Below are 19,851 nucleotides of genomic sequence, written 5' to 3'. Positions count from 1 at the left end.
ACTGCAAAGGGGCTGCACCGAGGCACGCGGGCGCTGTAGGATGGCGCGATGCTCAGACACACACCGTATTAAACGAGGGTTGATATGACCGACAGTGCGAAATCGACGCCGAACAAAATTGAAATCGTTCAGCGCGACAATGCCTACCAGGGCTTCTACAAGCTCGATCGTGTACAGCTGCGCCACGAGCTGTTCGATGGTGGCATGAGCCCGGTGATCAATCGTGAAGTCTTTGTGCGCCACGATGCCGTGTGTGTACTGCCCTACGACCCGCAGCGCGATGAAGTGGTGTTGATCGAACAGTTTCGCGTGGGCGCCATGGGGCGCACCGACAACCCCTGGCTGGTGGAGATGGTTGCCGGCCTGATCGACAAGGACGAGCAACCGGAGGAGGTTGCGCACCGCGAAGCCGAGGAGGAAGCTGGGCTGACCTTCTCGGCGCTGTGGCCGATTACCAAATATTTCCCCTCGCCGGGTGGCAGCACCGAATTCGTCCACCTGTTCCTGGGGCGTTGCGACAGTACCGGTGCCGGCGGTATCCACGGCCTGGCCGAAGAAGCAGAAGATATCCGCGTCACCACCTGGGCATTTGAAGATGCCCTGCAAGCGGTGCGCGACGGTAAGATTTCCAACGCAGCCAGCATTATCGCCCTGCAATGGCTTGCGCTTAATCGCGCGGAAGTGAGGGGGCTATGGCAGTAAAGACACGGGAACGCTACCGGGTCGACCTGATCGGCTTGCAAGCCGCTTGCGAGGCTAACTATGCGCGGCTGATGCGCCTGCTGCCAGACATGCGCCGCACGCCGCAAGCGCGGCGCATTGCCGTGACCCACGGCGACCAGATGCTCGGCGTACTGAACCTGGAAGTCATCCTCACCTGCCCGTACACCAGCACCCTGCGCGTGCGCCAGGAGCACAGCCTGCCATGGCTGCCGGTGCCGCAGCTGGAAGTGCAGGTGTATCACGATGCGCGGATGGCCGAAGTGGTCAGCGCCGAACATGCGCGGCGCTTTCGCAGCATTTATCCTTACCCCAATGTGTTCATGCACCAGCCCGATGAGAAAGCACAGCTCAATGTGTTCCTCGGTGAATGGTTGAGTCATTGCCTGGCCTTGGGCCATGAGTTTGAAGTCGTGCGCTAGAGGTGAACTGCGTACGCTTCACGGGTTTCCTCTTTGTGTCCTGCCCCAGCATAATTGCGCCCATTGTCCATTTTTGTGATCGCCCTGGGAGAACGCCTTGCCGAGCGTATCCACCGTGAACCCTGATGCGCCGGCGTTGCTGGTGCAACTGTCCGACAGCCACCTGTTTGCCGAGGCCGACGGCACGCTGCTGGGCATGAACACCCGCGACAGCCTGCAACGGGTGATCGAGCTGGTTCGGGCCCAGCAACCGCAGATTGATTTGCTGCTGGCCACCGGTGACTTGTCCCAGGACGGTACGCTTGCGTCGTACCAGCAGTTTCGCGACCTGAGCCAGCAGCTTGGCGTCCCGGCGCGCTGGATTCCGGGCAACCACGATGAGCCGCAGGTCATGGCCCAGGCGACCATGGGCAGCGCAGTGCTGGAACCGGTGGTGGATGTGGGCAACTGGCGGGTGATTTTGCTGGACTCCGCGGTGCCGGGCTCGGTGCCGGGTTATCTGGCCGAGCCGCAACTGCAATTGCTGGCGCAAGCCTTGAGCGAAGCGCCGGGCCGTCATCATCTGGTGTGCTTCCATCATCACCCGGTGCCCATTGGTTGCGCGTGGATGGAGCCGATTGGCCTGCGCAACCCCGAGGCGCTGTTCGCCGTGCTCGATCGCTTCCCCCAGGTGCGGGCGGTGCTGTGGGGGCATGTGCACCAGGAAATCGACCGGGAACGCCATGGCGTGCGCTTGCTGGCGTCGCCGTCGACCTGCATCCAGTTCGCCCCCGGCAGTGAGGATTTCAAGGTCAGTGAAGAGGCGCCAGGCTATCGTTGGCTGCGTCTGCATCCGGATGGACGGCTGGACACTGGGGTAGAGCGGGTCAAAGACTTCACCTTTACCGTGGATTACGGCAGTAACGGCTACTAAACCTGCAAACACACACCAAAATGTAGGAGCGGGCTTGCCCGCGATTGCGGTGGGTCAGCCAACAAATCTATCACTGATATAGCGCCATCGCGGGCAAGCCCGCTCCCACACCCCTGGCAGACCGCGTTCGGCAGTAACCCTGCTCACACTGCGTCATTCCCTGTAAACTGCGCCCCTTTGGCCGATAACGCACGGAGAGCCCGGCATGTCCGCTTCGATCTTGTATATCCACGGTTTCAACAGCGCGCCAGCCTCGACCAAGGCCAGCTTGCTGATGGGCGTGATGGACAGTCTCGGTCTGGCCGACCAACTGCGGGTGCCGGCCTTGCATCACCACCCACGCCAGGCGATTGCCCAGCTGGAGCAGGCGATCGGCGAGCTGGGGCGGCCGCTGCTGGTCGGCAGCTCACTCGGCGGCTACTATGCAACCCATCTTGCCGAACGCCATGGCCTCAAGGCGCTGCTGGTCAACCCGGCGGTCAGCCCCCATCGCATGTTCGACGGTTACCTGGGCACCCAGAAGAACCTCTATACCGATGAAACCTGGGAACTGACCCACGATCACGTCGCGGCCCTGGCTGAGCTTGAGGTTGCAGCGCCCCAGGATGCCCAGCGCTATCAGGTGTGGTTGCAGACCGGGGACGAAACACTGGATTATCGCCTCGCCGAGCAGTATTACCGGGCCTGTGCCTTGCGTATCCAGGCTGGCGGCGACCACGGTTACCAGGGTTTTGGCCGACAGTTGCCGGCGTTGTTGAGTTTTGCCGGCGTTGGCGCAGATCAGTACCAATCCTTCGATTTCACCGCATTGTGAAACCGCAGGTTACTTTTTAATCGAACGACTCACGACGAGACCCCATGGCCACTCCCAGCGCTAGCTCTTATAACGCCGACGCCATCGAAGTCCTCTCGGGCCTCGACCCGGTGCGCAAACGCCCCGGCATGTACACCGACACCAGTCGGCCGAACCACCTTGCCCAGGAAGTCATCGACAACAGCGTCGACGAAGCCTTGGCCGGGCACGCCAAGTCGGTCCAGGTCATTTTGCACGCCGACCACTCCCTGGAAGTGTCCGACGACGGGCGCGGCATGCCGGTGGACATTCACCCCGAGGAAGGGGTTTCGGGTGTCGAGCTGATCCTCACCAAGCTCCATGCCGGCGGCAAGTTCTCCAACAAGAACTACCAGTTCTCCGGTGGCTTGCACGGTGTGGGTATTTCCGTGGTCAACGCCTTGTCCACGCAGGTGCGGGTCAAGGTCAAGCGCGACGGCAACGAATACCAGATGACCTTCGCCGATGGCTACAAGGCCACCGAGCTGGAAGTGGTCGGCACCGTCGGCAAGCGCAACACCGGGACCAGCGTGTACTTTGCGCCGGATCCGAAATACTTCGATTCCCCGAAATTCTCCATCAGCCGCCTCAAGCACGTACTCAAGGCCAAGGCCGTGTTGTGCCCGGGCTTGCTGGTCAGTTTTGAAGACAAAGGCACCGGCGAAAAGGTCGAGTGGCACTACGAAGACGGCCTGCGCTCCTACCTCGAAGACTCGGTCAGCGACTTCGAACGCCTGCCCAACGAGCCGTTCTGCGGCAGCCTGGCCGGTAACAAGGAGGCGGTGGACTGGGCCTTGCTGTGGTTGCCCGAGGGTGGCGACAGCGTTCAGGAAAGCTACGTCAACCTGATCCCCACCGCCCAGGGCGGTACCCACGTCAACGGTCTGCGCCAGGGCCTGCTGGATGCGATGCGTGAATTCTGCGAATACCGCAGCCTGCTGCCGCGCGGCGTGAAGCTGGCGCCGGAAGACGTCTGGGAGCGCATCGCCTTTGTGCTGTCGATGAAGATGCAGGAGCCGCAATTCTCCGGCCAGACCAAGGAACGCCTGTCGTCCCGCGAGGCCGCGGCGTTTGTCTCGGGTGTGGTCAAGGACGCGTTCAGCCTGTGGCTCAACGAACATCCGGAGCTGGGCCTGGCCCTGGCGGAACTGGCGATCAACAACGCCGGCCGTCGCCTCAAGGCCAGCAAAAAGGTCGAGCGCAAGCGCATCACCCAGGGCCCGGCATTGCCCGGCAAGCTGGCGGACTGCGCCGGCCAGGACCCGATGCGCTCCGAACTGTTCCTGGTGGAGGGTGATTCCGCCGGCGGTTCGGCCAAGCAGGCACGGGATAAGGAGTTCCAGGCGATCCTGCCGCTGCGCGGCAAGATCCTCAATACCTGGGAAGTCGATGGCAGCGAAGTGCTGGCCAGCCAGGAAGTGCACAACATCGCCGTGGCCATTGGCGTCGATCCAGGCGCCGAGGACATGAGCCAGCTGCGCTACGGCAAAATCTGCATCCTCGCCGACGCCGACTCCGACGGCTTGCACATCGCAACCTTGCTCTGTGCCTTGTTCGTCCAGCATTTCCGCCCGCTGGTGGATGCCGGTCACGTCTATGTGGCGATGCCGCCGCTGTACCGCATCGACCTGGGCAAAGAGATTTTCTACGCCCTGGACGAAGCCGAGCGCGACGGCATCCTCGACCGCCTGGTAGCCGAGAAGAAGCGCGGCAAGCCACAAGTCACCCGATTCAAGGGCCTGGGTGAAATGAACCCGCCGCAACTGCGCGAAACCACCATGGACCCGAACACCCGGCGCCTGGTGCAGTTGACCCTGGAAGACTACGCCGCCACCTCGGAAATGATGGACATGTTGCTGGCCAAGAAACGCGCCGGCGACCGCAAGGCCTGGCTGGAGTCCAAAGGCAACCTGGCCGAGGTATTGGGCTGATGCGCAGCGGTTTCGCCCTGGCGATACTGTTGTTGAGCGGGTTGGCAGCTACCCAGGCAGTTGCCCAGCCTGCGGTCGAGCTCAAGTTGCTGTCCGAACACCCGGTAGACGGCATGCGCGGCGGCAACCTGTCGGGCCTGGCGTTGTGTGGCAAGGAGTTGTGGACGGTCTCTGACCGCGACGACGACCAGATCTACCGCCTCGACACCCGCGCCGACACCTGGCAGGCCGAGACGGTAAAGCTCGACGTGCCACCAGTGCCCGAGTCGGGCCTGCCGTGGGGCTTGCGCGCGCGCACCACGGCAGCGTCGGTGATACGCGGCGGCGACCTGGATTTTGAAGGCATCAGCTGTGACGCCGCAGGTAATCGCTACATCGTCAGCGAAGCCCATGCGGCAGTGCTGCAGGTGCCGGCAAGCGGTGATCCAGAGTGGCTGAAAATTGCCCCTGGCATGGTTCGCGAAGCGCGGGCCAGTGGTTTGCTGCTGCACTTCAATGCGTTGTTTGAAGGCCTGGCGATCAACCCCGAGGGCAATCAGATCTGGCTGGCGGCCGAGCGCGAGCGGCGTGGGCTGATCTCGATCAAGCGCGGGCAAAGCGTTTGGGATTGCGATGGCCCATGCGTACTGTTGAGCGAAGCCGGCCAGGAAATGCAGCCGGCGCAGTTTCCGGGGGCCAGGGCGGTGTCCAAGGATTTTGCCGACCTGGCGCTGTTCAACGGCAAGCTGTTTACCCTGGAGCGCAACGCGTTCCAGATCTGCCGGCGCGACAGCGTGACGGCCAAGGTCGAGTTGTGCTGGTCGTACGCCGATGAGGCCCTGCTGCCAAATCGGCGCTACCCCCAGAGTTACGGGCTGGCGGAAGCGCTGCTGATTGACGCTGACGGTGCCTGGGTTGGCATCGACAATAATTTCGGCGCCCGGGCCGATGGTGAAAAACGCCCGATGGTCTATCGTTTTGCCGCCCCGGCCGGTGGCTGGAGCGCCCAGCCGTGAGCACGCAACCGCCCGGCAAGCGCGCTGGACGCCTATTGATGTTCGTGGCCTGGGGCGCGGGGCTGTTTTTGGCAACACGGTTTTTTGGGCAATGGGAGGCGCGGCAGGAAAACCCCAACGCCGTGGTCACCTCGCAGCAACACGCGGGTTATATAGAAGTGAAACTGGTCGGCAACGGCCAGGGGCATTTTGTCGCCACTGGCCAGATCAACGGCCAGCCGGTGGATTTCATGCTCGACACCGGTGCCACCGATGTGGCGGTGCCGGCCGAGTTGGCCGAGCGCCTGGGGCTCAAGCGCGGTTTGCCGGTGACCTTGAGCACCGCCAACGGCCGTAGCCAGGGCTATCGCACCCACCTCGACCGCCTGCAGTTGGGCGATATCGTCCTGCAGGACGTACGCGCCCTGGTGGCGCCGGGCCTGGGTGGCGAGCAAGTGCTGTTGGGCATGAGCGCATTGAAACAACTTGAATTTACCCAGCGTGGCGGCACCTTGCTGCTGCGCCAGACCAGACAATGATGAGGCCCGCATGAGTGACATCCTTGCAGACAGCTTAGACGGCGTAGAACGCCGGTCGCTGGCTGACTTCACCGAAAATGCCTACCTCAACTACTCCATGTACGTGATCATGGACCGTGCCTTGCCGCATATCGGCGACGGCCTGAAACCGGTACAGCGGCGCATTATCTACGCCATGAGTGAGTTGGGCCTGGACGCGGACTCCAAGCACAAGAAGTCGGCGCGTACCGTCGGTGACGTGCTCGGCAAGTTCCACCCCCACGGCGACTCGGCGTGCTATGAAGCCATGGTGCTGATGGCCCAGCCGTTCAGCTACCGCTACACCCTGGTCGATGGCCAGGGCAACTGGGGTGCGCCGGATGATCCCAAGTCGTTCGCCGCCATGCGTTACACCGAGGCGCGGCTGTCGCGTTACTCCGAAGTGCTGCTCAGCGAGCTGGGCCAGGGCACGGCAGACTGGGGCCCGAACTTCGACGGCACCCTCGACGAGCCTCTGGTCTTGCCGGCGCGCCTGCCCAATATCCTGCTTAACGGTACCACCGGCATCGCCGTGGGCATGGCCACCGACGTACCGCCACACAACCTGCGTGAAGTCGCCACCGCCTGCGTTCGCCTGCTCGATGAGCCCAAGGCCACGGTCGAGCAGCTGTGCGAGCATATCCAGGGTCCGGACTACCCGACCGAAGCGGAAATCATCACGCCGCGTGCCGACCTGCTGAAAATGTACGAGACCGGCAAGGGCTCGGTGCGCATGCGCGCGGTGTACCACGTCGAAGATGGCGACATCATCGTCACCGCCTTGCCGCACCAGGTCTCCGGCGCCAAGGTGCTGGAACAGATTGCCGCGCTGATGCAGGCCAAGCCGTCGAAGCTGCCGCAAGTCGCGGACTTGCGTGACGAGTCCGACCACGAGAACCCTTGCCGCATCGTGATCATCCCGACCAATAGCCGGGTCGATCACGAAGTGTTGATGCAGCATCTGTTTGCCAGTACCGAGCTGGAGTCCAGCTACCGGGTCAACGTCAACATCATCGGCCTGGACGGCAAGCCGCAGCTGAAAAACCTGCGCAACCTGCTGGTGGAGTGGCTGGAGTTCCGGGTCAATACCGTGCGCCGCCGCCTGCAGTTCCGCCTGGACAAGGTCGAGCGCCGCCTGCATCTGTTGGACGGCTTGCTGATTGCCTACCTCAACCTGGATGAAGTGATCCACATCATCCGCACCGCCGAGCACCCGAAGGCCGAGTTGATCGCGCGTTTCGAACTGAGCGAGATCCAGGCCGACTACATCCTCGATACCCGTCTGCGTCAGTTGGCGCGCCTGGAAGAGATGAAGCTGCGCGACGAGCAGGACGCGTTGCTCAAGGAACAAGCCAAGCTGCAAGCGCTGCTGGGTAGCGAAGCCAAGCTCAAGAAGCTGGTGCGCAGCGAACTGATCAAAGATGCCGAAACCTATGGCGACGACCGCCGCTCGCCGATTGTCGAGCGCGCCGAAGCCAAGGCCCTGACTGAAACCGAGCTGTTGCCCAACGAGAAAATTACCGTCGTTCTGTCGGAAAAGGGTTGGGTTCGTTCTGCCAAGGGGCATGATATTGATGCCACTGGCTTGTCGTACAAGGCGGGCGATGGGTTCAAGACCGCCGCAGCCGGGCGTTCCAACCAGTTCGCCGTGTTTATCGACTCCACCGGGCGCAGTTATTCGGTGCCGGCCCATACTTTGCCGTCTGCACGGGGCCAGGGCGAACCGCTGACCGGTCGCCTGACGCCGCCGCCAGGGGCAAGTTTTGAATGTGTATTGCTGCCCGATGATGACTCGCTGTACGTGATCGCCTCCGACGCCGGCTACGGTTTTGTGGTCAAGGGTGAGGACTTGCAGGCCAAGAACAAGGCGGGCAAGGCCCTGCTGAGCCTGCCGAACAACGCCAAGGTGATCCTGCCGCGCCCGGTCGAGGACCGCGAGGGCAATTGGCTGGCATCGGTGACCACCGAAGGGCGCTTGCTGGTGTTCAAGATCAGCGACCTGCCGCAACTGGGCAAGGGCAAGGGCAACAAGATCATTGGTATCCCAGGGGAGCGGGTGGCCAGTCGCGAAGAGTACGTGACCGACATCGCGGTGATCCCGGAAGGCTCGACCCTGGTGCTGCAGGCCGGTAAACGCACGTTGTCCCTGCGTCCTGACGACCTTGAGCACTACAAGGGCGAACGTGGACGCCGCGGGAACAAATTGCCCCGTGGCTTCCAGCGGGTAGATGCATTGCTGGTAGAAACACCCGCTTAAAGCGATATAGAGCGCCCGATCTACGATTTAACGCGTAGATCGGCGCTTTCGCGCTGGAGTCATGGCGCATATTCACGGATGATATGGCCTTTCCAGCGCCGGCGTGGCTGAGCGCGTATAGGTTATTTTTAGTATTACATTGTGGTTTGCCTTGTGGCAGCCACCTGGATGGGATGATGACTGCTCCACGCCTTCCTTTATTTTTGATGCTCGCCGGCCTTTTGGGGTTGGCGGGTTGCACTACGCACCAACCGGTGTCGCTGTACCAGCTGGATAGCGGAAATCCGGCGCAGCCAGCGCAAAGTGCTGGCATGGCGGTCTTGCTCGGGCCGGTAGTGGTTGCCGATTACCTGCAACGTGAAACCCTGCTGCAACGCCAGGACGATGGCAGCCTGCAAGGCTCCATCGACGGCCGTTGGGCCGGTAGCCTGTCGTCGGATATCAACCAGTTGATGTTGCGTCAGGTGGCTGGCCACTTGGACAGCCAGCGTGTGGTGCTGTCGCCGTCGCCTACAAGCTTCTCCCCCGATGTGCAGGTATTGCTGACCATCACGCGCCTGGACTCCGGGGCTTCCCAGCCGGCGATCCTTGACGCGCAATGGCGCCTGATCGACCGCCGTGGCCAGGTACGGGACAACCGCATCGTGCATCTGCAGGAGCAACATGCCGGCAGCACCGCTTCACAGGTCCAGGCCCAGGGCGTGTTGTTGCAGCGTTTGGCTGAGCAGTTGTCGGTAGCCCTCAAGCCGCTGGCCAACCAGCCACCGATTGCCGAAGCCCCACGCAAACAGGCCCCGGCCCCGGCCAAGCCGGCAGCTCCGGAAAAGCCAAAGATCCCGATGGCTTCGCCGATTCGTACGGATATGGAAGTGTTCAGGTTCTGACCTGGATCGCAGCCAAATAAAAGGCCCGCTGAGTAAGCGGGCCTTTTTGTTTGGTGCAGATCAAATGTGGGAGCGGGCTTGCCCGTGATAGCGCAGTGTCAGTTGACACTTGATTGACTGATCCAGCGCCATCGCGGGCAAGCCCGCTCCTACACAAGCCCGCAGTGTTGTTTAGGGCTTGTTCCGAGTCTCATGCATCCGCGCCAGCTGGCGCTCCAGCATCGACGGGTAAGGCTCCATCAAGCGCTCTACACAGCACGCGCCTTCCGGGCTGGCAATCGGGCGGATACGCGCGCGTTGGCGGATCAAGGCGTCGTCGCTGATCTTGCGCTCCACCAGCAGCAGGTTGCGGCTGTGTTGCGACAAGGCCAGGGCATCCTGGGCGTTTTCGGTCAGCAACAGGTCGATCTGGCTCATGCCATATAGATCGTCGCCCAAGGTCAGGCCCAGTTGCAGTTGCAGGGTGATGCCGCTGTCAGCGACTTCGATCTGCAAGGCATGGCCCAGGGCGCGCAGCAGCTCACCGCAGCAGATGGCGTTGGTCAAATAATCTTCGCCGCTGTCTTCGCTGTGGAACAGCATCAGCGTGCTGCCATCGTTGAGGGTGTGCAGCTCGCTCTGGTACAGCGACGCCGCCTGGTCAAGGCAGTCGCGGTAGCGTTCCAGCAACTCGGTCAGGCGTGCCCGTGGCAGGCGGCGCAATTGCTCCTGGGCGCCCAGTTGCACGGCCAATACCGCGCTGTGCTGGGGCTGGCTGTTCGCAGGTTTGGGCGCGACCACCGGGCTTGGTGCCGACTCGTCACGCAGGTCGGCAAACGGGTCGTCTTCGTCCAGGCTGTCTTCGTCGGCCTTGATGAGGGTGCGCGGTAGCGGCTTGAGGCCTGCCACCGGCGCCGACTCGTCGAAGCTCGGGTCGCGCAGGTTGCGCACCTCGAACTCGGGCTCGTCGTCATAGTCGGCGTCGTCGAACTCTGGCTCAGACTCAGGCTTGGCTTCGGGCACGGCCGGCTCCGGGGCAAAGCTTGTGTGCAACTGGCGGGCAAGGTCGCCGATCTCATCCTGGCGGTCGGTGGCCGGGGTGTGTTCGTCGATGTCGCGCAACCAGATGCGCAGTTGCATCAGGGGCGTGGAGATATGCCGGCCCAGACGCAGGCTCAAGGCCAGGGCCAGGGCCAGCAGGATCGCGCTGAGGATGCCCATGCTTTGCAGGCTGATGGTCATCGGCTGCTGGAACTGTTGCATGTCCAGGCTGATGCGCAATTGGCCGGCTTTCACATCCTGAAACGTGATATTGCTCTGGTACAAGCCTTCGGCTTCACCCAACAGGCCGTTTTTCGGGCGTTGCCCGGCTTCGGCCATGATCCGGTTGTCCACGCTGTAGATGGCGGCGTGGGCCACCAGCGGGTTCTTGGTCAGGTTGTTGAGCAGCACGTTGAGGCTGAGGATGTCATTGGACACCAACAGCTCGGTCGCCGAGGTGGCGGTCTGGGTCGTCAAGCTCTCGCCCAGGGCGTCGGCTTGCTCGTGCATGGCCTGTTTGAACTGCAAACCCATCACGCACGCGTAGATCACCAGGGCCAGGGCGACCAGGATCACGTTATGGCTGGCAATGCGTAATGCGATCGGTACACGGCGGTGGCGCAGTGCCCGGAAGATCAGCAGGAAGAAGTTATCGGTTTTTACTGGCGTGGGCCGGTTCACTTGCGCTCGGCTCTTGGTCCGTGAAGTTGACGCGCAGTATAGCGACAGGCCCAAGACCGGCAAAGCGCTGGCTGTGCCCGATGGTCACTGAAAGTGGGTAGAATGCGGTTTTTTTCCAGCTCGGGGGTGCGCTTTGCGCGAAATTGTCCTGATTAACATCACAGGTGAGGACCGTCCGGGTCTTACCGCAGCCATCACCGGTGTCCTGGCCCAGGGTGGCGTGACCATTCTGGACATCGGCCAGGCCGTGATCCACGACACCCTGTCGTTCGGCATTCTGGTGGAGATTCCAGATACCGAGCAGGCTTCGTCCGTGCTCAAGGACATCCTGTTTACGGCCTATAAGCTGGATCAGCAGGTGCGGTTCACTCCGGTATCCGAAGAGGATTACCAGCACTGGGTGGCCGGCCAAGGCAAGAAACGCCACATCGTCACGCTGCTGACGCGCAAGGTCACCGCCGAACAGTTGCAGCGGGTCAGCTCGATCACCGCGCAATACGGCTTGAACATCGACCATATCGACCGTCTGTCGGGTCGTATGCCGCTGGACATGCCGGCGGACCAGGGCAAGGGTTGTATCGAGTTCTCTGTGCGCGGTGAGCCGGCCGATCCACAGGCCTTGCGCGCCGAGTTCCTTAGCGTCGCCCAGGAACTGAACGTGGATATCGCCTTCCAGGAAGACTCGCTGTTCCGTCGCAATCGCCGCCTGGCGGTGTTCGACATGGACTCGACCCTGATCGAAGCCGAAGTCATCGACGAGTTGGCCAAGGCTGCGGGCGTTGGCGAGCAAGTTTCCCAGATCACTGAACGCGCGATGGCGGGTGAGCTGGACTTTCGCGCCAGCTTCAAGGAGCGCCTGGCGCTGCTCAAGGGCCTGGACGTCAGCGTCCTCGACTCTATCGGCGCCTCCCTGCGCTTGACCGAAGGTGCCGAAACCCTGTTCGCCGAACTCAAGCGCCTGGGTTACAAGACAGCGATCCTTTCGGGCGGCTTTACCTACTTCGCCAAGCAATTGCAGGCCAAGCTGGGCATCGACTATGTGTTCGCCAACGAGCTGGAAGTGGTGGATGGCAAGGTGACGGGCGTGGCGGTCGAGCCGATTGTCGACGCGCAGCGCAAAGCTGATCTGCTACGGGAGCTGGCACACAAGGAAGGTTTACGTCTGGAGCAGACCATTGCGGTCGGCGACGGCGCCAATGACCTGCCGATGCTGGCTATCGCCGGGTTGGGCGTGGCGTTCCGTGCCAAGCCGTTGGTCAAGCAGTCGGCCAAGCAGGCGATTTCGACGTTGGGGTTGGACGGTGTGCTGTATCTGTTGGGCCTGCGCGACCGCGACGGGCAGCTGTAAGCCGAGATCAAAATGTAGGAGCTGGCTTGCCAGCGATAGCGGTGTTGGATTCACCACCGTCATCGCCGGCAAGCCGGCTCCTACAATGAAGGCTGCATCAGGCTTTTGGCAGCGCGATACCCTGGCCCATCTGCACCGGCGTTCCCGCCACCAGTTCTTCAGCCCACTGCACCTGATCCGGCCCAAACAGCACGATAGCGGTCGAACCCAGCTTGAAGCGCCCCAGTTCCGCACCTTTTTCCAGGTGGATCGGTGCACGGGCGGCTTCGTCGTAGCGCACGGTTTTCAGCTCGCGCTTGGGCGGCGTCACCAGCCCGGCCCATACGGTTTCAATCGACGCCACAATCATCGCGCCCACCAATACCACGGCCATCGGGCCGCGTTCGGTATCGAACAGGCAGACAACACGCTCGTTACGCGCAAACAGTTCCGGCACGTTTTCGGCGGTGGTCTGGTTGACCGAGAAAATCCGCCCAGGCACGTAGACCATTTCCCGCAGGGTGCCGGCCAGTGGCATGTGCACGCGGTGGTAGTCCTTCGGCGACAGGTAGATGGTGGCAAAGTCGCCGCCCATGAACGGTGCGGCAACGGCGGCGTCGCCACCGAGCAACTCCAGCACGCTGAAACTGTGGCCCTTGGCCTGGAACACACGACCGTGCTCGATCGGGCCGAGCTGGCTGACGGCGCCATCTGCCGGGCTCAACACCGCGCCCGGGGTTGGGTCCAGTGGGCGCGCGCCGTCCTTCAGGGCACGGGTGAAGAAGGCGTTGAAGTGCTCGTAGGCGGTCACGTCTTCCACCAGCGCCTGGGACATATCCACCTGGTAGCGCTTGGCGAACCAGGTGGTGAAGGCATTCTTGAACCAGCGCACACGGCATTCGGCGATGCAGCCGGCCAGGCGCGATAGCAGGTGGTGGGGCAGCAGGTACTGGCTGAGGATAAACAAACGCTTTTTCATGAACTGTCCTTAAACCTTAAATCTCGACGGGGGTGTCGGGGTGGTTGCCCCATTCGCCCCAGGAACCGGCATAACCTTTGACTCGCGGATAACCGAGCGCCTTGGCCACCAGGTAGGTGAAGCCAGAACGGTGGTGAGTCTGGCAGTGGGTAATGATTTCTTTGTCTTTGCTCAGGCCCAGGCCTTCGAGGATCTGCGGCATGTCGCGGCGGATTCGCAGGTTGCGCGCCTTGTCCATGCCCGCCGTCCATTCGAAGTTGACCGCGCCGGGAATATGTCCGCCCTTGGCGGCGAGGACTTTCTCTCCCGAGTATTCCAGCGGCCCGCGTGCATCCCAGATGCCCAGGTCGGCAGCGCCGAGGCGGCTTTGCAGGTATTCGCGGGTGGCGGTGGGCTCGTCGTGCAGGGTCAGGCTGACCGGCCCACCCACGGCGGTGGTTGCCTCGGTGGACACCGGGTGCTGCTCATCCAGCCACGCCAGCAGGCCGCCATCGAGGTAGTGATACTTTTTGTGGCCGATCACGTCGAGCAGCCAGATAAAGCGCCCGGCCCAGCCGCCGCCTTCGTCGTCGTACACCACGTAGGTGGCGTCCGGAGTGTGGCCCAGTTCGCCGAACAGCTTCTCCAGGTCGGCCTTGGCCGGCAGCAGCCCCGGTGCCGGAGGCTGGCCCAGTTGGGTGCGTTTGGGATCAACAAAGTGCGCGCCGGGGATATGCCCCTGGGCATAACGGGCGGCGCTGGTGAGGTCCACCAGAATCAACGGCTCGGCGGCGAGGCGGCCAAGCAGGTCGCTGGGCTCGATCACCAGCGGCAAGCCAGAAAAGTCAGGCATGTGAGGTCTCCCGGGCACTAGGTTGGGCGATAAAAGAGGGCGATTGTAACGCAAGCATCAGGTGGTGCGGTTGGTAAAGCAGTGCAGGGCTTTCTCGATGCATTGGGCGGTTTTACCGAAGGCCTGTACGGTGGTTTCGGAGAACGGCCCGCCACCCTGGTCGGCCACCATCAGCATCACCACCCGGCCGTTACAGCTCAGGGAGCGCAACAGCAGGTGCTCGCCGACAAACAGGCGACGCAATGAGGCCGGCAGCAGTGCCGCGAATTGCGCGTGATTGTCTGGGTTAAGGCGCACCTGCGCAGACTTCTCCAGCAGGCGTTGCAGCAGCGTGCTTTGTGCGGTTTCAAGGCTCAGGTTGGCGGCGTCCTTGGGCAGGCCATCGACCTGATGCACGCGCAGCGTGGTCAAGGCCTTGTCGGCCATCAGCAACATGACGCGCTGCATGCCACTGGCCACCAGGGCCTCCTTGGCGCAGGTGGTCAGGTGCATGGCGTTGGCGAAGCGGCTGGGCTCCACCAACAGTTCGCTGCAGCGCTTGCGCCAGACCGCCAGGGATTCGGCGGTGGGCGGCGGTGCTGGCAGCAGGCCGCGATGCACCCGCTGCACATGCCACGGCCAGATCAGTGCCAACGCTGGGTGCCAGAGACCGGCGGTCAAGGTATGGCGGGCGCTGATGGCTGCCTGCTGGTGCACCTGTTGCTGCACATCGGCCAGCGGTTGTTGCAGGTACAGTGCGGTGAGGTACTGCCAGCGCTGGGTGTGCGGGCAGGTCCAGGACTCCTGCGCTGCCAGCGCCATGCCATTGGCCAGCAGCACGGTGTTGGCCGGCTGGTTCAGCCAGCGCCGCAGCGCTGGGTCGTCATCGAGTTTTTGCTGCTGGCTCAAGGGCGCTTCATCGCGGGCGATGTGCAGGGCCTTGACCAGCAAGCGTTGTTCCTTGAGCAGCAGTTGGTAGCCCTGGGATACCCAGATCGGCAAGCGCCAGGCCTCGGTCAGCCCCAGGCACAGTTCCAGCAGGCGCACGCCGAACAGTTCCTGCTCGACCTTGCGTGCCGATTGGCCCTTGTGGATCACCCGCAGTTCCCATTCTTCCAAAAGCTTTGGGTAGGCCACGGCCATCGGCCACAGCGGCGAGAGAAACAGCAGGCTGCCCCAATGAATGTCCTGCCACAGGCGCGCCAGGCGGCTGGCGAACAGGCCATTGGCTTGTTGCGAGGCGTGCTGGCTGATCAGTTGCAGTTGACGCAGGGCCACGGGGATTTCATTGAGCGGCACCGACGGCAGGCGCACGAGCAGTTCTTCGGTGCGCTTGAGGCCGAGGCGGTTGATTGCCACTTCAAGGTTTTCTGCCGGCTCTGCCAGGCTGCCGTGGGCCTGGTTGTTGGCTTCGCGCATGACGCTCAGGACCAGCGCCGGGCTGTCTTGCATCAGCTCCGCAATATCTCGCAACGAACGGCGGCTGTCGCCGATGGCTTTGCACACCGCAACGTGGCTCGCTTGCGGGACGGGCAGGTGCACCTCGTCCAGACGCTTGATCCAGCCAGCCAGGGAGTTGGGTTTTGCAGTTGGGACTGTCGTTTCGTTTGCCATGATTGGGGCGCGATCATCACTTGCGGTCAACACGCCCGGAGTGGGCCGAACTGGCTTTTCGCCTTAACGGGCTATAGTCTGGCGCAGTTTTGCCGATAAGTAGAAGAAGAGTTTTTAGATCTTCCGAATATGTCCATGAACCCGACGGCGCAAGTACTCATCCCCTATGGCTAAAATTATCGGCATCATCGTCGTCATCGCAAGCGTGCTCGGCGGATACGTTCTGTCCCACGGTAAAATTGCTGCGCTGATCCAGCCCTTCGAAGTGCTGATCATCGGCGGTGCGGCGTTTGGCGCTTTCCTGCAGGCTAACCCAGGCTACATGACCATGCACGTGGTCAAAAAGTCGCTGGGCATGTTCAGCTCGCGCTTTTCCCACACGTTCTATCTGGAAGTGCTGGGCCTGGTCTACGAGATCCTCAACAAGAGCCGCCGCGAAGGCATGATGGCCATTGAGGCGGATATCGAGGACGCTGCAGCGAGCCCGATCTTCGCCAAGTACCCGGCCGTGCTCAAGGACGAGCGCATGACCGCCTACATCTGCGACTACCTGCGCATCATGTCCTCCGGCAACATGGCCCCGCACGAGCTGGAAGGCCTGTTCGACATGGAGCTGTTCAGCTTGAAAGAAGAGCTGGAGCACCCGTCCCATGCCGTGACCGGCATCGCCGACGGCATGCCCGGTTTCGGTATTGTCGCGGCGGTACTGGGTATCGTGGTGACCATGGCGTCCCTGGGCGAGGGCGACCAGGCGGCCATCGGTATGCACGTAGGCGCGGCGCTGGTGGGGACCTTCTTCGGTATTCTCGCGGCTTATGGTTTCTTTGGCCCGCTGGCCACCTCCCTGGCCCACGATGCCAAGGAAGAGCTGAATATCTACGAAGCGATCAAGGCGTCGCTGGTGGCTTCGGCTTCCGGTATGCCGCCGTCCCTGGCCGTGGAATTCGGGCGCAAGGTGCTGTATCCGAAGCACCGCCCGAGCTTTGCCGAGCTGGAACAAGCAGTTCGCGGTCGCTAAGCCATGGAAAACAACCAGCCAATCATCATCAAACGCGTCAAGCGCTTCGCTGCCGGGCACCACGGCGGCGCCTGGAAAATTGCCTTCGCCGACTTTGCGACGGCGATGATGGCGTTCTTCCTGGTGCTGTGGCTGATGTCCACTGCGACGCCGGAACAGAAGATCGCCATCGCCGGTTATTTCAAGGATCCCATCGGCTTCTCCGAGAGTGGCACGCCGTTTGTGATCGACCTGGGTGGTTCGCCAGAATTGGCTCCCGAGCGCACCATCAACCCGGAAGTCCAGACCGAAGCGCCCCAGAAAAACATCCCGATCGAACGCCAGACCGTCGAGAGCATGGCCGAACAGGTCGAGCAGGAACGCCTGGAGTTGTTGCTGCAAGAGCTGCAGAACAAGGTCGACGAGAACCCGCAACTGCAAAAGTTCAAGGATCAGATCCACTTCGAGATCACCCCGGACGGCCTGCGTATCCAGATCATGGATGACGCCAATCGACCGATGTTCGACTCTGGCAGTGCGCGCCTCAAGCCCTACTTCGAAGACATCCTGCTGGCCATGGCCGACACCATCAAGGCGGTGCCGAACAAGATCAGCGTCAGCGGCCATACCGATGCCAAGCCGTATTCGGGCCTGGGTGATTTCGGTAACTGGGAGCTGTCCGCCAACCGCGCCAATGCCGCCCGCCGCGCCCTGGTGGCTGGCAGTTACCCAGACACCCAGGTGGCGCGGGTGGTGGGCTTTGCTTCATCGCAGTTGTTTGATACCCAGGACCCATTCAACCCGATCAACCGGCGCATCGACATCGTGGTGCTGACCAAAAAAGCCCAGCGCGCCATCGAAGGCGAGCAGGGCACTCCACCGCCAGTGCCGACCCAGGGCGAGGGCGCTCCGGGTGAAGTCCCGGTGGACCCGAACGCCCTGCCACCCGAGCAGCAGCCGTTGCCGGCCCACGAGCTGCGCCAGAAGCTGAATTTGTTTGACGAGGGTGGGGTGAAGGCTCCCGGAGAAGCCCCGGCCGGTAGCTGATGCGGCTTAGGTGGGAGTGGGCTTGCTCGCGATAGCATCACCTCGGTGCATCAGTTGCACCGAGTTATCTGCATCGCGGGCAAGCCCGGTCCCACACAAGCGTGCATCTACAACTTAATAGCTGCTTTCGGGCAAGCTGGCGATGATCGAGCGATAGCTGTTCATCCGTTGTTGCTGCACGCGCCCATCTTCCAGGGCCTTGAGCAAGGCGCAGCCTGGCTCGCGGTCGTGCTTGCAGTCGCGAAAGCGACAAGTGCCGATCAGGTCGTTGAACTCGATGAAACCCGCTTCGACATCAGCACGGCTGACGTGGCCCAGGCCGAACTCACGGATGCCGGGGGAGTCGATCAACTCGCCACCGCCCGGGAAGTGGAACAGGCGCGCGGTGGTGGTGGTGTGCGTGCCCTGGCCGGACAGTTCCGACAGCGGGCCGACGCGGGTCTCGACTTCCGGCAGCAGGCTGTTGACCAAAGACGACTTGCCCACGCCCGACTGGCCGACGAACACGCTGATGCGCCCGTCCAACTGCTGTTGCAGCTGTTCCATGCCGTTGCCATGGTGCGCCGAGACTTCCAGCACCGGGTAGCCCAACTGCCGATACACCGCGAGCAATGCATTGAGCGCCGGGGCGTTCTGTTCGTCGATCAGGTCGAATTTGTTCAGCAGCAACAGCGGGCGGATGCCGGCGTGTTCGGCCGCCACCAGGTAGCGGTCGATCAGGTTGGCGTGGGGCTCGGGCAGCGGGGCGAAGACGATGACAATCATGTCGACGTTGGCCGCCACCGGCTTGAGTTGGCCACGGCTGTCGGGGCGACGCAGTTCGGTGGTGCGCGGCAGTTGCGCGACGATCACCCCGATACCCTGGTTGCCGGCACGCCATACCACTTTGTCGCCAGTGACCAGCGCCGGCAGGTTGGCGCGCAGGTGGCAGCGGAACACTGCGCCGGCCAGTTCGCCTTCCAGGGCCTCGACTTCGACCTGCACCCCAAAGTGCGCGATTACCAGGCCCGTTTGCTCGGGGCCGAGGTCGCCACCCTCCAGCGCTTCTACGGCAGAGGATTCACGTTTGGCGGCGCGGGCAGCGCGTTCACCCTGGATCTTTTCGATGCGCCAGTTTTGGCGGCGGTTGAGCTGGCGTTTGGCCATTGGTGTTCCGTGTCGATAATGCAAAGGTTGGATAAAACGGTCGCGAGTCTAGCACGCCCCGCCTGCTAAACTGCGCAGCTACGCCAAGGTGCCAAGGAACCACGACATGCAAAACCCACAGAACCTGATTTGGATCGATCTGGAAATGACCGGTCTGAACCCTGACACCGACGTCATCATCGAGATGGCGACCATTGTCACCGACAGCAACCTCAACACCTTGGCCGAAGGTCCGGTGATCGCCATCCACCACAGCGACGCGGTGCTGGCCACCATGGACGAGTGGAACACCCGCACCCATGGCAACTCGGGCCTGACCCAGCGCGTGCGCGACAGCCGCGTGAGCATGGCTGAGGCTGAGGCCGAGACGATTGCGTTCCTGGAAAAGTGGGTGCCCAAAGGCAAGTCGCCGATCTGTGGCAACAGCATCTGCCAGGACCGTCGCTTCCTTTATACCCACATGAAGGGGCTGGAAAGCTACTTCCACTACCGCAACCTTGATGTGTCGACCTTGAAAGAACTGGCCGCGCGCTGGGCGCCAGAGGTCAAGGACAGCTTCCACAAGGGCAGCACCCACCTGGCCCTGGATGATATCCGCGAGTCGATTGCCGAATTGCAGCACTATCGCAAGCATTTCATCAAGGCCTGACTTGCAGCAGGGCTGTGCCCTCTGTAGGAGTCCGGCTTGCCGGCGATGGCGTCCTCAAGGGCCCCATCGCCGGCAAGCGGGGCTCCTACA

Annotated in this window: 18 protein-coding genes; 13 read left to right on the top strand and 5 right to left on the bottom strand. The window is 62.4% G+C overall.

Annotation, left to right across the window (positions count from 1 at the left end; translation table 11 throughout):
• Nucleotides 1-84 precede the first annotated feature (84 nt).
• The 9 genes from HBO19_RS19305 (at nt 85) to HBO19_RS19265 (ending at nt 9,490) form a co-directional block, all read left to right on the top strand.
• Nucleotides 85-702: an NUDIX domain-containing protein gene (locus HBO19_RS19305; RefSeq protein ID WP_169952254.1), complete on the top strand. Its 618-nt coding sequence runs from the start codon at nt 85-87 to the stop codon at nt 700-702.
• Nucleotides 693-1,142 (top strand): DUF1249 domain-containing protein, encoded by a 450-nt coding sequence (locus HBO19_RS19300; RefSeq protein ID WP_169952252.1) that lies wholly within the window; start codon nt 693-695, stop codon nt 1,140-1,142. The genes HBO19_RS19305 and HBO19_RS19300 overlap by 10 nt, the downstream gene beginning before the upstream one ends.
• 97 nt (nt 1,143-1,239) lie before the next feature.
• On the top strand, nt 1,240-2,055 hold the full coding sequence (cpdA, locus tag HBO19_RS19295; protein WP_170058098.1) for a 3',5'-cyclic-AMP phosphodiesterase: 816 nt from the start codon (nt 1,240-1,242) through the stop codon (nt 2,053-2,055).
• 205 nt (nt 2,056-2,260) lie between these two features.
• Nucleotides 2,261-2,869, top strand: a complete 609-nt coding sequence (locus HBO19_RS19290) for a YqiA/YcfP family alpha/beta fold hydrolase (protein WP_170058097.1) — start codon at nt 2,261-2,263, stop codon at nt 2,867-2,869.
• Between the two features lie 44 nt (nt 2,870-2,913).
• Nucleotides 2,914-4,818, top strand: a complete 1,905-nt coding sequence (gene parE, locus HBO19_RS19285; protein WP_169952246.1) for a DNA topoisomerase IV subunit B — start codon at nt 2,914-2,916, stop codon at nt 4,816-4,818.
• Entirely contained in the window at nt 4,818-5,813 is a 996-nt protein-coding gene (locus tag HBO19_RS19280) for an esterase-like activity of phytase family protein (protein WP_169952244.1), read from the top strand. The genes parE and HBO19_RS19280 overlap by 1 nt, the downstream gene beginning before the upstream one ends.
• A complete protein-coding gene (locus HBO19_RS19275) occupies nt 5,810-6,331 on the top strand; it encodes a TIGR02281 family clan AA aspartic protease (RefSeq protein ID WP_169952241.1) in 522 nt (173 codons plus the stop codon). Before HBO19_RS19280 ends, HBO19_RS19275 begins: the two co-directional genes overlap by 4 nt.
• A 10-nt stretch (nt 6,332-6,341) precedes the next feature.
• Nucleotides 6,342-8,606, top strand: coding sequence for a DNA topoisomerase IV subunit A (gene parC / locus HBO19_RS19270; RefSeq protein ID WP_169952239.1), 2,265 nt, complete (start codon nt 6,342-6,344; stop codon nt 8,604-8,606).
• A gap of 176 nt (nt 8,607-8,782) precedes the next feature.
• Entirely contained in the window at nt 8,783-9,490 is a 708-nt protein-coding gene (locus tag HBO19_RS19265; RefSeq protein WP_170058096.1) for an ABC-type transport auxiliary lipoprotein family protein, read from the top strand.
• Nucleotides 9,491-9,661: 171 nt separating this feature from the next.
• Here the strand turns inward: HBO19_RS19265 and HBO19_RS19260 are convergent, their stop codons facing one another.
• Entirely contained in the window at nt 9,662-11,191 is a 1,530-nt protein-coding gene (locus HBO19_RS19260; protein ID WP_170058095.1) for an AhpA/YtjB family protein, read from the bottom strand.
• A 133-nt stretch (nt 11,192-11,324) separates the two neighbouring features.
• On the opposite strand from HBO19_RS19260, the gene serB reads away from it, so the two are divergent.
• On the top strand, nt 11,325-12,539 hold the full coding sequence (serB, locus tag HBO19_RS19255; RefSeq protein ID WP_169952235.1) for a phosphoserine phosphatase SerB: 1,215 nt from the start codon (nt 11,325-11,327) through the stop codon (nt 12,537-12,539).
• Between the two features lie 97 nt (nt 12,540-12,636).
• On the opposite strand, the gene asd is transcribed toward serB, so the two are convergent.
• The 3 genes from asd to HBO19_RS19240 are packed head-to-tail and all read right to left on the bottom strand — an operon-like array spanning nt 12,637 to nt 15,922.
• Nucleotides 12,637-13,497, bottom strand: a complete 861-nt coding sequence (asd, locus tag HBO19_RS19250; RefSeq protein ID WP_169952233.1) for an archaetidylserine decarboxylase — start codon at nt 13,495-13,497, stop codon at nt 12,637-12,639.
• A 16-nt stretch (nt 13,498-13,513) separates the two neighbouring features.
• Nucleotides 13,514-14,329, bottom strand: a complete 816-nt coding sequence (locus tag HBO19_RS19245; RefSeq protein WP_170058094.1) for a rhodanese-like domain-containing protein — start codon at nt 14,327-14,329, stop codon at nt 13,514-13,516.
• Between the two features lie 57 nt (nt 14,330-14,386).
• On the bottom strand, nt 14,387-15,922 hold the full coding sequence (locus HBO19_RS19240) for an HDOD domain-containing protein (protein ID WP_170058093.1): 1,536 nt from the start codon (nt 15,920-15,922) through the stop codon (nt 14,387-14,389).
• Nucleotides 15,923-16,088: 166 nt separating this feature from the next.
• Between HBO19_RS19240 and motA the strand changes: the two genes are divergently transcribed.
• Nucleotides 16,089-16,940: a flagellar motor stator protein MotA gene (gene motA / locus HBO19_RS19235; RefSeq protein ID WP_169952227.1), complete on the top strand. Its 852-nt coding sequence runs from the start codon at nt 16,089-16,091 to the stop codon at nt 16,938-16,940.
• Between the two features lie 3 nt (nt 16,941-16,943).
• The gene (gene motB, locus HBO19_RS19230; protein ID WP_169952225.1) at nt 16,944-17,966 is read left to right on the top strand and encodes a flagellar motor protein MotB; all 1,023 of its coding nucleotides are present in this window, start codon (nt 16,944-16,946) and stop codon (nt 17,964-17,966) included.
• 114 nt (nt 17,967-18,080) lie between these two features.
• Here the strand turns inward: motB and rsgA are convergent, their stop codons facing one another.
• Nucleotides 18,081-19,112: a small ribosomal subunit biogenesis GTPase RsgA gene (gene rsgA / locus HBO19_RS19225; RefSeq protein WP_099170122.1), complete on the bottom strand. Its 1,032-nt coding sequence runs from the start codon at nt 19,110-19,112 to the stop codon at nt 18,081-18,083.
• Nucleotides 19,113-19,218: 106 nt separating this feature from the next.
• Between rsgA and orn the strand changes: the two genes are divergently transcribed.
• The gene (orn, locus tag HBO19_RS19220) at nt 19,219-19,761 is read left to right on the top strand and encodes an oligoribonuclease (protein WP_169952222.1); all 543 of its coding nucleotides are present in this window, start codon (nt 19,219-19,221) and stop codon (nt 19,759-19,761) included.
• The last annotated feature ends 90 nt before the right edge of the window (nt 19,762-19,851 follow it).

Source organism: Pseudomonas sp. WS 5021 (assembly GCF_012985535.1).
GTDB lineage: Bacteria > Pseudomonadota > Gammaproteobacteria > Pseudomonadales > Pseudomonadaceae > Aquipseudomonas.
Note: the sequence above shows the minus strand (reverse complement) of the source record. Positions and strands in the feature narration are given on the sequence as shown.